At 50.2% G+C, this 13,133-nt stretch carries 8 protein-coding genes; 7 read left to right on the top strand and 1 reads right to left on the bottom strand.

Annotated elements, in window-relative coordinates; translation table 11 throughout:
* Positions 1–149: 149 nt before the first annotated feature.
* The 5 genes from ABEQ74_RS28680 to ABEQ74_RS28660 all read left to right on the top strand — a co-directional run bounded on the left by ABEQ74_RS28680 (position 150) and on the right by ABEQ74_RS28660 (position 7,034).
* Entirely contained in the window at positions 150–1,103 is a 954-nt protein-coding gene (locus ABEQ74_RS28680; protein WP_430125597.1) for a hypothetical protein, read from the top strand.
* 278 nt (positions 1,104–1,381) lie between these two features.
* Positions 1,382–1,591 carry a hypothetical protein gene (locus ABEQ74_RS28675; RefSeq protein WP_053491219.1) on the top strand — a complete coding sequence of 70 codons (210 nt, stop codon included), beginning with the start codon at positions 1,382–1,384 and terminating at the stop codon, positions 1,589–1,591.
* A 291-nt stretch (positions 1,592–1,882) separates the two neighbouring features.
* The gene (locus ABEQ74_RS28670) at positions 1,883–2,908 is read left to right on the top strand and encodes a S1C family serine protease (protein ID WP_430125644.1); all 1,026 of its coding nucleotides are present in this window, start codon (positions 1,883–1,885) and stop codon (positions 2,906–2,908) included.
* The gene (locus ABEQ74_RS28665; RefSeq protein ID WP_430125596.1) at positions 2,901–4,835 is read left to right on the top strand and encodes a copper amine oxidase N-terminal domain-containing protein; all 1,935 of its coding nucleotides are present in this window, start codon (positions 2,901–2,903) and stop codon (positions 4,833–4,835) included. The genes ABEQ74_RS28670 and ABEQ74_RS28665 overlap by 8 nt, the downstream gene beginning before the upstream one ends.
* A 243-nt stretch (positions 4,836–5,078) precedes the next feature.
* Positions 5,079–7,034, top strand: a complete 1,956-nt coding sequence (locus tag ABEQ74_RS28660) for a GTP-binding protein (RefSeq protein ID WP_430125595.1) — start codon at positions 5,079–5,081, stop codon at positions 7,032–7,034.
* Positions 7,035–7,443: 409 nt separating this feature from the next.
* On the opposite strand, the gene ABEQ74_RS28655 is transcribed toward ABEQ74_RS28660, so the two are convergent.
* Positions 7,444–8,637: an MFS transporter gene (locus ABEQ74_RS28655; protein WP_430125594.1), complete on the bottom strand. Its 1,194-nt coding sequence runs from the start codon at positions 8,635–8,637 to the stop codon at positions 7,444–7,446.
* 343 nt (positions 8,638–8,980) lie between these two features.
* On the opposite strand from ABEQ74_RS28655, the gene ABEQ74_RS28650 reads away from it, so the two are divergent.
* The gene (locus ABEQ74_RS28650; RefSeq protein ID WP_430125593.1) at positions 8,981–10,078 is read left to right on the top strand and encodes a DNA alkylation repair protein; all 1,098 of its coding nucleotides are present in this window, start codon (positions 8,981–8,983) and stop codon (positions 10,076–10,078) included.
* Positions 10,079–10,443: 365 nt separating this feature from the next.
* Positions 10,444–12,957 carry a DUF3656 domain-containing U32 family peptidase gene (locus ABEQ74_RS28645; protein WP_430125592.1) on the top strand — a complete coding sequence of 838 codons (2,514 nt, stop codon included), beginning with the start codon at positions 10,444–10,446 and terminating at the stop codon, positions 12,955–12,957.
* The last annotated feature ends 176 nt before the right edge of the window (positions 12,958–13,133 follow it).

Here is a 13,133-nt window from a genome sequence, read left to right as displayed (position 1 = left end):
AGCCCCGGTGGAAACACCGGGGCTTTTTTCTTTGTACACGTTGGGTTTAGCGAAGCATTATGGGTTGCTCCATTTTCATATTTTTCTCCAATATCTTCGTATTCCAGGATATGGTATGATCTTGGTGAAGCTAGTAACGGAGGGATGGTATGAAGAGGATCACAAGTTTAATTCTGGTTGCTCTGGCGGCAAGTACTCTGTACATATACTCGTCTTCTGGTGTTCAAGCCGATGCAGGTGTGTCATCGGAGAAGGAGAGTTCTATCTCCAAGGAATCCAATGACGAGACAAAACCACAGATTAACAGTCCTTCCCCGGTAGTTCATGGGACGGTTGTAGCTCAGGAATCCACTTTATCAAACCCTCCAGCAGGATCGAATCCTTCTCGTTCGGGGACAGAGTCGCAAGTGGCATCGTCGGATTCAATGACCAGTCTACCAACAGCTCCAAAAGATCTGAAGCTTTATTATTTGAAGGGGCATGTTCAGTTGGGTTGGACTCCAAAACCAGGAGAAACTTATAATGTCTACTCCAGTGAGCAGCCCGGAGGGAAGTATAAGCTGCTGCCTATGGCGTCGAAAGTGAGTACGGGTGCTTATACTGTCCGGGAAATGCGTTATCATGAGCCTACGTTCTATGTGGTTGAGGCTATTAATAGCTTGGGCAAGAGCGGCTATTCCAACGAAGTTTCGAGCAGTCCGAATAAAGTAACGGGTCTAAAGGCTATCCTAAATGAGGAAGATGAATCCATTCGCTTAACTTGGTCAGACTCACAGGAAGGAATGGAATATCATATATACTACGTCAGACCAGATGGAATGCTGTCCAGTTTGAATGATGAGCCGGTAAAGGACCGTTCCTATCTTATTCCGAATCACAACATGCTGTCCGGACATTCCGGGAGGTATTCGATCCATGTGATTACGGTGAATGAGTGGAATGTACATAGTGAACCGTCCAATGAAGTTGCTCTGGATGTTAAGAAGTATCCCGAGGATCGAATAACGATTACGGACCCGTCCGTGGCTTGGCCAAGCGAGGATTTAGAGGAGGAAACAGCGCCTTCTGGACAGAATCCGACCACGGAGAAGATGGAGAAGTAGTGGAATTAGCATGAAGTATAACCAGTGTTACGATCTTGCGATTCTTTTCCTGAAGAGGCGATGGTTTACCTTGATTGACTCCTTGTTATAAGCATGATTTTGACTGTTGCCGTGATGAAAATCATGCTAATGTCTGACAATTTGGTTAAAATTGAGAAATATTTATGACTTTTTTTCATTTTTCGTAACGGAGGGCTTGCATCTGGACGGGCACATGGATAACATAGAAGAAGATATGTAAATTTGACCGAGAAGAAACCCACGAGGAGGTACGATTCATGATCCTTGCAGCTGCATCGGATGCGACGGCGACATTTAAGACATTTGATATTTTCATGATTTTGTTTACGATTCTGATCTTTGTAGGTGTGGTTCGTTTGTTGATGGCCCGCCAAAAAAATAAATTCGCAATCGCTTTCGGTATCGTCAGCTTGTTAGTCTTCTTGTACTCTGACTATGCGATGATTACAGGATGGATTAACAATTAGGTTGGCTTTGGCACCTTATTCAATGCGACTTATAAGACGAATGGAATACATACAAACAAGACGCCCGTCTGCTATGGCAGTATGAAGGCGTCTTTTTGTTATTAGGGAAGAGTTTACAGTCGCAAGAACATATCTAAGAAATAGGTCTTGAAGCAATGGTTGCAAATGGAAAAACATGATAAATTGAGGAGTACAAGCTGGATAGAGGATGGAACCGGGGGAGGAACTTAAGAATTGAAGAAGAAAAAATGGGCTAAACGAACAGCGCCTGTACTGCTGGGAGCCATCATTCTGGCCGGGAGCAGCAGTGGGATGATGTATACAGATGTTGTTCATGCAGCAAGCGCGAAGAGTCAGAGTACATACGAACAAAATTTGGTGCCGAAGGTAATCAGCCGGATGTCTCCGTCTGTTGTGGGCATCATCGGAAAGTCTGCAGAAAGCGGCGAAGTGGATGATCGATACAACCTGGCACATGGTACCGGGGTGATCTGGAAGTCTGATGGCTGGATCGTGACAAATGCGCATGTGGTAGATGGTCTTACCGGAATCACAGTCGTGACCTCGGACGGTAAATCTTACAAAGCTAAGAAGGTCTTCAGTGACCCCAAGAGTGATATCGCTTTGGTAAAAATTAACGCTAAGTCCCTGAAGCCGGCCCAATTTGCCGAAACGGCGCAGCATGCGCTAGTGGGTGAGACCGTGGTTGCTATCGGCACGCCAATCTCCTTCTCATTGCGAAATTCGGCATCTGTTGGAGTCGTTAGCGGCCTAAATCGGAGCGTGGACGGCTCATACCGCCTCATTCAGACCGATACGGCCATTAACCCGGGGAACAGCGGAGGCCCGCTCGTGAATATGAAGGGCGAGGTCATTGGAATTAACAGCAAGAAATTTGCTGCGGTTGGCATTGAGAATATGGGCTTCTCGATTCCCGCGGAAACCGTACATTACGTTGTGGACCATCTCATGAAATATGGCGAGGTTCGAAGAGCAGCTCTCGGATTGGAGCTGGAAGAAAGCTGGTCTGCGATTGTGGGACTCCCTTCTGACGACCCGTTAACCGTAACCAAGGTGCTGTCTGCACAAGCCCAAAAAGCCGGAATACAAGAAGATGATGTATTATACGCAATTAATGGCAAACGCATCTATTCCGTCGTAGATATCAATGAACGATTAAAGCCATTCAAGCCAGGCCAGCAGGTTCAGCTGCTGATGCAGCGGGATGGAGATATCGTGAATGTGAAACTGACGCTCAGCCAGGACGGTTACGGAGCTGCTTCGTCAAGCGTTGGGGAGGCTGAGATCGATGAATAAGAGAAAAGGAACAAAACCAAGCCGGCGTTTGCGCCGGATGACGGCCGGAGCGATATCGGCTTTGATGTTATTTACGACATTATCGTTTCCTGTATGGGGAGACGACATGGTGCCGGAAAAACGTGTGCTTACGGTCCAAAGTGGCAGCAGCACAGCGTCGGTTAATGGTACCTCGTATACAATTACTAAGCCGCAGTTGAAGCAGGGCGTACTTATGGCTCCGCTGGGTGTGTTCAAGAAAGCGTTTGGCAGTGAAATCAAGCTGGAGGGTGAGAATCGGGTCCGGTTGCTGCAAGGAGCCCATACGATTGTGCTCGTTATCGACAGCAAGACAGCATGGATTGATGGTAAAAAGGTACAGTTGCCGGTTGAACCAATGATGATATCAGGAACGCTGATGGTACCGCTGCGACCGGTCGCTGCGGGTATCGGAGCAAAGGTAAGCTCAACTCAGGGCAAGCTGTCGATCAGCCTCATCGTCACTGATAAGGAAGAGAAGCATGATCAGGACAAAATCAACAATACGAACGGAAAGACGCGGATCGGGAACAGCTATTATGAGTGGAGCTTGAATTATCCTTCCTGGATGATCGTTGGAAGAGGAACAGACGATGAGAGCGGATCTGCATTTAACGATGCTACAGGACGCTATTATCTGGAGGTTCACGCCTCATCCCAGAAGGCCAAGCTAACCCCGGATGATCTGCTCGAACGTCTTCTGACTGAAGTGAGTGACTCGGGAGACGTAGTGCTCCATCAGGAGACCGTATCACGAGGTGCTGTACCGTATGCCAGAGTGATCTCACGCGATGTGGATGGCGTCTTATGGGAAAGCCGGCAGTATTATGCCAATGAACGCGTGTATGAGCTGTATTTTGCCGATGAGGAAGCGGTTCACTACAAGGATATGGATAAACACGCAGGGCTGCTGGGCTCCTTCCGCACGAGCTATCCGGCAGGAGACAAATCAATCAAAGACGTATCCTCGATCGTGGCCGGACTGCGCGAAGCAGGGAACGAAGAGTATGGAATCTGGTTTGGCATACCCGCAGGCTGGGAGATCAACAACAAGGATATGTTATACGGCAAAGAAGGGGAAGGCTATCTGTCCGTCTTGGTGACATCAGCTCCGCCGGGAGCCGAGGGTACGCTTGAAGCTTGGGGACAGCGCCTTAAAGAATGGCTGTCGGAATCCTTTGTACAAGATTCATACGAATATGTTGGACTTAAGCCAGTGGTGATATCGGGTGTTAAAGGACAGATTCAGGAAGTACGGTACAACTTCGGCGATCGATGGATAACGGAATATGAAGTGATGATCCAGAAGAACGGCTATCGTTATTATCTGGAGTACGCCGTACCGGATGGGCAGAAGAAGACGGCATCCGACTGGAAGAAGGTACTGGCATCCGTCGAAATCGATTATGATGTGGTACCCGAAAACTTCGGCCGTATTGGCGATGAAAGCTATTTAATGGATAAGACCAAGATGAGAAGCAAGAACTCGGAAACCTACCGCTATCATATTGATATTCCAAGGTATTGGGAACCGGTGAGAGATCAATTCGAGCAATCCCAAGTGGAATATGGTTTTGCTGGAGGCGGTTTCGAAATTAAGTTAGATCGGGACATTACCGCAGAATACATTGTCAGCAGCCTGAAACGCTACTATCAGGAGGCCGGATCGGCTTCAGGAAGCAAAATGAAACTGCTTGGCGTGGAGCAGAAGACATTCGCCGGTGTTCCTGCCACTACATTCAAGGTGCATCAGGTCAAGAGTGGCGTGGGCTTTACGACAGAGGAGATTGTCTTTGAGAGTGGAGATATCGTTTATACGATTACAACAACGTTGAATGACGCGAATGCTACAGAAGCGCAGAAAGCGGCACTGGAGCGCACATTGTCCTCATTTGAACTGATAAAATAAGATCGTCAGGATTGGTTAGGAAAGCATTTTAGATCATATATCTTGTGAATTTCTGTCATGTATATAGCTGTCCAGCTGCACTCTTAGGGGGGTAGTGGGGCAGCTGTTTTGATTTATATCGCGAGTGGACATAATTGAACTCACTAGAACATATGTGCGTAAACATGGCCTGATGTGATAAAATTATGGATAAGCGTTAGGAAATCATATCTGAAATCGGTTGATAGATGAGGGAAGAATCGGATGAAAAAAACGATAGGCATATTCGCCCACGTGGATGCAGGCAAAACCACGCTGGCGGAACAGTTGTTATATATAACGAACACCATTCAGGAACGCGGTCGTGTGGATCATCAGAATGCTTATATGGATCGTCATGATATCGAAAAGGAACGGGGCATCACCGTATTTGCCGATCAGGCGACCATGCTGTTTAACGATTCCACCTATTATGTTATGGATACACCGGGTCATGTCGACTTCTCACCGGAGATGGAGCGGGCAATTGCGGTCATGGATGCCGCCGTGGTTGTTATTAGCGCTGTGGAAGGTGTGGAGGGGCACACGGAGACGGTATGGCAATTATTGCGCAAGCATAACGTGCCCACATTCCTGTTTATCAATAAAATCGACAGGGTAGGAGCGGATGCCGCCCGTGTGTTGGCGGAGATCCGTAGTGAGCTCACCGAGGATGCTTGCATGATTACGGAAGAAGATATGCTGCATGAAGGAGTATGGCAGGCCCCGCTTATTGAAGCTGTCGCGGAACGGGATGAACAGCTGCTTGAGGCTTATATAAAACAGGGATATGAACCATCCCGGTGGCTTAAGGTGATGAGCGATATGATCAAGCGAGAGCAGCTATTTCCCTGTTTCAGCGGATCTGCCCTGCAGAATGTGGGCGTGATCCATTTCTTGCACCAGCTGGATCTGCTGATTAAGACGGATTATGACCCCCAAGCGGCATTTGCCGGGAGGGTATACAAGATCCGCCATGATGATCAGGGGGCTAGGATGACCTATATAAAAGCTTTGGGCGGAATGCTGCGGGTGCGTGATGAGATTATGTATTCTACGGGAGGGGAGACGATCACGGAGAAGGTGACACATATCCGCTTGATCAATGGAGGGCGGCTAATCGCTGCCGACCAGGTACAAGCGGGTGACTTATTTGCGGTTACGGGCCTTACCGCTGCTGCAGCAGGAGACGGACTTGGGAACTTGAGCGACCGAACGGTATATGAGCTTGTACCGACACTGAAGTCGAAGGTCCAATTCGATTCCTCGATTCATCCGAAGGATATGCTGCGGGGTTTTCGTCTGCTGGATGCAGAGGATCCTTCCCTGTCCGTTCATTGGGATGAATCGGCCCAAGCGATTCATATTCATGTGATGGGGCTCATTCAGCTTGAAGTGTTAGAACGCATCGTATTCGAGCGGTTCGGCTACCAGATTACCTTCGGTGAACCGGAGATTCTATATAAAGAGACCATCACGGAGGCGGTGGTGGGCTGCGGACATTTTGAACCGTTGAAGCATTATGCGGAAGTACACCTTCGGCTTGCGCCCGGAGAGCGGAACAGCGGCATCGTGTTTGAGAATGCTTGTCATCCCGATATGCTGCCGGTGAATTATCAGCATCTGGTTGCTCAGCATGTTGGCGAGAGGGATCATCATGGGCTGCTGACAGGTTCCCCGGTCACGGATCTCAAGATCACCTTGCTGAAGGGCAGGGCGCACAACAAGCATACGCATGGCGGTGATTTTCGGGAAGCTACTTATCGCGCTCTGCGTCAGGGCCTGGAGAAGACAACGAATCGGCTGCTTGAGCCATATTATCACTTCAAGATAAAGGTGTCTGCGGAGTATATTGGACGATTGATGTCGGATCTGATGCAAGCCAAGGCGAGCTTTGAACCCCCAGAAACAGCGGGAGATCAGGTAACAGTCACAGGATCCGCTCCCGTATCGACCATGATGAACTACAGTATGGAATTAGCATCATATACAAAAGGTAGAGGGACGATATCCCTTGTTTACGGCGGCTATGACTGGTGCCATAACGAGGAAGAGGTCATCGAACGCAAGAGATATGACAAGAATGCAGACCCTGAATACAGCTCTTCTTCTATCTTTTGTGCCAAGGGAAGTGGTTATTCGGTGCCGTGGGATGAGGCGGACCGTCATATGCATGTGTGATGGCTGGGGGGAATAGCAAGGCCTTAAAGTGGAAGACTGAAATTAAGCAAAAGGTCGGGTAGCGAAGGCTTGGAAAAGTGATGTTTATTGCAGCAAGAGTTGAACGGAATGAAACTTCCAGCACGCGGTGCCTCGCTGCATGTTCAAGGTCGTCTGACACGGGGTAACCTTAGAGTTAGGAGTTAGGTATATGAGATCATTGGAAGGTGTAGCGTGGCGGGGAAGAAATAAATAAGGAATAGTACATAGCGTGTGTCTTGTAACTAGGATGGATAAATTGGACTGACGTATGTAGGAATGAAGTGAGTGTGGCGAAGTAGCAGGCCGATGTGAACCATAACTAGTTACGCACGCGTGATCTTCATTCTTAACGCGTGCGTAATCAAGGCATTATGAAGGAAGAGACTCTTTATCCTTCCACAGTTTGTTGGCGCGAAGATCGCATGGTCCAGTAAGTGATGGCGGTCGTAATTAGCATCAAGACACCGGTCATTAAGAATACCGAATGGATGTTAAACATACCGCTGATCAAGCCGCCAGCGAGAGGTCCGGCCATGCCGCCGATTTGGTTAGCTGTTTGGTTGAGGCTAAATGCCCGGCCGCGAAATTCACTTGCTGTATTTTGGACGACAAGGCCGTTTAGAGCCGGGAATACGGCACAGAAGAAAGCACCGTAAGCAAAGCGGATGGCCGAGAATGCCCAGATGTTGCTAAACAGAATTTGGGCGAGCGAACCGATTCCGCTGGCTAGCAGACCGATCAGCAGTACCTTTTGGAACCCGATTTTATCAGCCAAACGCCCCCAACGGGCGGCAAACAGAATGCTGGCGATTCCGACAATGGAGAAGACAAAGCCGGCAATCATTGAGGTATGCGTGGAAGAACCGTTGATTTGGGCGATATACAATGGCAATACGGGTTCGATCGTCATAACAGAGAACTGTGTCAGCACAGTGAGCATGAGCACGGTCAGCAGCGCTTTATTATGCCCGGCCACCTTGAATGTGTTGACAACGGAGACGCGCTCTTTGCCGGGAACAAATTTCTCTTCCTTGACCCAGAATATGATGAGCAGCGTGGCAACCAGACAGAGCGTACCTGCCAGTCCGAATGCCATTCGGTTGCTGAACAGGGAGGCCAGGGTTCCTCCGATCATCGGACCCATAATGCCGCCGGTAGCGGTTGCTGTGGATATCATGGAGAGGGCGTAGCCGACTTTGTTCTCGGGTGTGTTAGTGCCTACAATCGCGATAGCGCCTGGAATAAAGCCGGAGAGTAGTCCTTGCAGCACACGAAGAATGAGAACCTGATATTCATTCGTTACGAAAGCCATGAGTACATAGATAACAAAGAGCACCAGACCCGCACGAATAATCATGGGCTTTCGTCCGTATTTATCACCGACGGCTCCCCAGAAGGGAGAGGACAAAGCCCCGGCCAAAAAAGAGGAGCTGAATAGCAGTCCTGACCACATTTCCGTATGTTCGGTAACGCCGAGTTCAATCAGAAAAAGCGGGAGAAAGGGTATGACCATCGAGAAGCTTGATGAAACGATAAATGAGCCGAACCACAAGATCCATAAATTCTTTTTCCAACTTTCCATGTGTTCTTCATCTCCTGGTGTACGATTTGTTGTAGTCCTCCGTGCTCGCCTCTTGTCTTTTTAATAAGGATATAATCTATGTAAATACATTTTGATATAGCAAAACGCCCCCCAAATTAGTAATTGGGATATAACCCGATTACCGCACTAAAGCGAAAGGCGTGCAACTTCATCCTACATCACTTGAAAAAGATTGGGAAGAGGAGAGGGCCTAAGTTGGTGAGAAGAGCAGGCTTTGTTCGGGTTGGCAGGGAACCGCCTGATCCTTGATGTAATAAGGGGTTTCAGGATTCATAAAGTTGTTGATAAGATATGGTGAAATTATTTATTGAGGAGATCTGAAATGAGAGAAACACTGAAGGATCTATATACGAATACACTACTCCAAGAAGTGGCCGATCACTTGAAAGAAGCCTATTCTGCATTCGATATGAACCGCTTTTTGGAGCTGATATATAACGATACCTGGGAGCATGAGGAATTCAAACAGCGCATCCGGCATATTACGCTGGCGCTAACAGACATGCTGCCTGCTTCTTATTCCGAAGCTGTGCAGATTCTGCAGCAGGTGGCACCGCATTTTAGGGGCGTGGAATATATATTCTTTCCCGACTATGTTGAAGTAAACGGGATGGAGGATCTGGAGACATCCATGGAGGCACTGGCTGTGTTTACGCATTATTCCACGGCCGAGTTTGCGGTCCGGCCTTTTATCATGCGGGATCAGGAAGGTATGCTGGGCCAGATGATGACTTGGGCGAAGTCGGATGACGAGCATCTGCGCCGCTTGGCGAGCGAAGGCTTGCGGCCGCGGTTGCCCTGGGCACCACAGCTTCCCGCCCTCATCAAGGACCCGCGTCCGGCTCTGCCGATTCTGGAGCAGTTGAAGGAGGACTCTTCCTTATACGTTAGAAAAAGCGTCGCCAATCACTTGAACGATATCTCGAAGGATCACCCGGAGCTTGTGCTGAAGATTGCGTCCCAATGGTATGGCGGGCATCCGCTGACCGATTGGATTGTCCGGCATGGGCTGCGCTCGCTGCTGCGAAAAGGGGATATCCGAGCACTGGCCATTTTTGGCTATGAGGAACTTGAGGAGCTCGAAGGCCTCGAAGTGCGCGAGCTGCGCTTGAAGCGTTCGGTCATTGCGATGGGTGATGATCTGGAGTTTGCTTTTCAGTTGGTGAACGAAACCGGACAAAAGATGGCGCTCCGCATCGATTACGAAATCGACTATATGAAGGCAAGCGGCAAGCTGGCGCCAAAACGCTATAAATGCTCGGACAAGATCTACGCGCCAGGAAGCTGGAAAGTCGAAAAGAAGCAGTCTTTTAAGCCGATCTCCACCCGCCGCTTCTACTCAGGCGATCACCGTTTGCATATTATTGTGAACGGCAAGCGTCTGGCCAGCATGGATTTTGTGCTGGAGGGTGTGGAGTAAGGGGATATGCATGCACCGTCACAGGGCAATAGGCGAGAAGGAACAAGTCTTCCGATGGGAAGGCTTGTTTTGGTTTTTCTTTTTTTATAGTTGAGCTAGTGCCGGGGATGGTACATAATCATTAAACCTAATAACGCTATGTGGATTATGGCAATACTATTAAAACGGTGGAAATCAAGTTAGCAGGTAGAAGAGAAGCCCGACTTTTGGTAAACTAGATAAGTTGAAAAACTTTCAAAGTGTTTACACCATATGATATAGATGTCGGTGGCCTTGTTCTATGAAAATAGAGTATGGCTTGCAGGTTTCAATGGAAGAATATGAATACACAGCACGCCGGCTAGAACCGGCCTGGGAGGAAATAGATGGACACGAAAGCACTACGAAGAGAAGACGTGGAATTGCTGGCGCCGGCAGGAGATTGGGATTGCATGCGGGCTGCCGTGGCAAACGGGGCGGACGCGATCTTTTTTGGGGTTGAGAAATTTAATGCGCGCGCACGGGCGAACAATTTCCGGATGGATGAGCTGTCCGAAATTATGGCATTCTTGCACAGTTACGGGGTTAAGGGATTCTTGACCTTTAATATTCTTGTGTTCGAGAACGAGCTGGAGGATGCCAAGGAACTGATTGATGCGTGTGTGGATGCTGGCGTGGACGCGGTAATCGTGCAGGACCTGGGTCTGGTCAAAATGATTCGCGAAATCTCACCGGACTTCCCGATCCATGGCTCTACGCAAATGACGATTACGTCGCCGGAGGCTGTTGAGTTCACGAAGCCGTTTAATATGGAGCGTGTCGTACTTGGACGCGAGAACAATCTGAAGCAAATCCAGAAGATCGGGGAACAGGCGAAGCTGCCGATGGAAGTATTCGTGCATGGTGCGCTATGCGTATCATACTCGGGTCAGTGTCTGACATCCGAGATGTGGGGCGGCCGCTCCGCTAACCGCGGTGAGTGCGCGCAGGCCTGCCGTCTGCCTTACGATCTGATCGTGGATGGCGAGCAAAAACCGATGGGAGACGTAGCCTACCTGCTCTCTCCAAAAGATCTGGCGGCGATTGACCTGATGCCGGAGCTGATCGAAGCGGGCGTGACCTCATTCAAGATTGAGGGACGTTTGAAGAGCCCGGAATACGTGGCTAACGTTGTGAGCAAGTACCGGAAGGCGATCGACCGATACTTTGACGGGGAAGATGCGAGACCGAGCAAGGAAGAGGTTCGCGAACTACAGCAGAGCTTCTCCCGCGGCTTTACGCATGGCTTCCTGGATGGTACGAATAATAAAAAGCTGGTTGAAGGCACATTCCCGAAAAGCCGCGGCGTGTATCTTGGCCGGGTAGAACAGATTCTGCGCGACGGTGTTGTGTGTAAGCTAGATGCGCCGCTGAAGCGCGGCGACGGCATCGTGTTTGATGCTGGAGATCCAACGAAAAAAGAAGAAGGCGGACGCGTCTACGACGTACGCCGCAAAGGTGTCAAGCTGGAAGGTGAAGCTCAGGAAGGCTGGATCATCGATATCGTTCCGGGCCGGAGCGATGTGGACCTGCGCAAGCTGCACGTCGGCGATCGGATCTGGAAGACGAATGATCCGGCGCTGGACAAGCGACTCCGTCAGACGTACGAGACGGAGAAGCCGTACCGGGTATTCCCGGTACATGTTCGCGTGAGCGGCCGTCCCGGACAGCCGCTGTCGACCTGGTGGACCGATGTGCAGAAGGGCACGACGGTCCAGGTGGATTCGGAGCTGGAACTGGAGATTGCCCAGAAGCGGCCGCTCAGCCAGGAGATCCTGGAAGAGCAGCTTGGCCGCCTGGGCGGAACGGTGTTCCAGCTTGAGGCACTTGACGTCGACCTGTATGGCGACGTCATTGTGCCCATTCGCGAGCTCAACAGCATCCGCCGCCGTGCGGTGGAGCTGCTCGCTGGCGAGCGGCCGAAGCCGCCCGTGTATGTGAAACGGGCGGTAGAGGTGTATGGCGATGCGGCTGTGCCCGCAGCGCCTGTGGCCCGCGGTGAGGCGAAGCTCACCGCGCTGTGCCGCAGCCTCCCGCAGGTGGAGGCTGCGCTTGAGGCCGGCGTTGAGATGATCTACGCCGACTTCGAGTTCATCAAGCAGTTCCCGGCAGCAGTGGAAGCCGTACGTGCAGCCGGCAAACAGATTGCGCTGGCAACGCCTCGCATTCACATGCCGGGCGAGAACGGCTACCACAACAACATCCTGCGCCTCCAGCCGGACGCCGTGCTGGTGCGCAATACCGGTGCGCTGTATTTTTACCTGCGCCACCGCTTGGAAAATCCGGAGGCGAAGCATCCCCGGCTGATCGGCGACTTCTCCTTGAACATCGCCAACCACAAAGCGGTTGACTTGTTCACCGAAGTCGGCTGCGATATCGTCACACCTTCCTATGACCTGAACATCCAGCAGATGGTGGATCTTCTTGGCAAGGCGGACACGTCCAAGATGGAGATCGTCATCCATCAGCATCTGCCGATGTTCCATACCGAGCACTGTGTCTACTGTACCTTCCTGAGCGAAGGAACGGACTACACGAACTGTGGACGTCCGTGCGAAGAGCACCGTGCCTCTCTGCAGGACCGGATCGGCATGTCCCATCCGGTACGAGTGGACGAAGGCTGCCGCAACACGGTGTACAATGCCATCGAACAATCCGGAGCCGAGTATCTGGCCAATTTCATGGAGCTTGGCGTATCCAACTACCGCGTCGAGTTCCTCGAAGAAACGCCGGAACAAGTCCACGAGGTCATCGATCTCTACAAGCGCGCCCTACGCGGGGAGATCAGCGGTACCCAGGTATGGAAGAAGCTGAAGGCGACTAACCAGCTTGGCGTTACGCGCGGGCAGTTGGTGAAGTAAGACTGTATAGTCATATAACGTGTTGAGATAAATAGAGCATGCCAGGCCATTAAGGCCTGGTATGTTTTTTTGTGTTTTAAAACTGTTCGTTGTTGTGATTCTAAACTATATGGGTAATACGATTGAAAAGAAAATAAGTCGAGCAGAGATAATTGAACATTTTTAATATAGTTGGT

This window comes from Paenibacillus solani, assembly GCF_050475945.1.
In the GTDB taxonomy this organism is placed as follows: Bacteria; Bacillota; Bacilli; order Paenibacillales; family Paenibacillaceae; genus Paenibacillus_AQ; species Paenibacillus_AQ solani_A.
This window is presented reverse-complemented; position numbering and strand designations above follow the sequence as displayed.

What these genes read in the sequence shown, in the direction of transcription:
- ABEQ74_RS28665 (WP_430125596.1), top strand. Translation starts at nt 2,901, where the DNA reads ATGAATAAGAGAAAAGGAACAAAACCAAGCCGGCGTTTGCGCCGGATG.
- ABEQ74_RS28655 (WP_430125594.1), bottom strand. Translation starts at nt 8,637, where the DNA reads ATGGAAAGTTGGAAAAAGAATTTATGGATCTTGTGGTTCGGCTCATTT.
- ABEQ74_RS28645 (WP_430125592.1), top strand. Translation starts at nt 10,444, where the DNA reads ATGGACACGAAAGCACTACGAAGAGAAGACGTGGAATTGCTGGCGCCG.
- ABEQ74_RS28680 (WP_430125597.1), top strand. Translation starts at nt 150, where the DNA reads ATGAAGAGGATCACAAGTTTAATTCTGGTTGCTCTGGCGGCAAGTACT.
- ABEQ74_RS28675 (WP_053491219.1), top strand. Translation starts at nt 1,382, where the DNA reads ATGATCCTTGCAGCTGCATCGGATGCGACGGCGACATTTAAGACATTT.
- ABEQ74_RS28660 (WP_430125595.1), top strand. Translation starts at nt 5,079, where the DNA reads ATGAAAAAAACGATAGGCATATTCGCCCACGTGGATGCAGGCAAAACC.
- ABEQ74_RS28650 (WP_430125593.1), top strand. Translation starts at nt 8,981, where the DNA reads ATGAGAGAAACACTGAAGGATCTATATACGAATACACTACTCCAAGAA.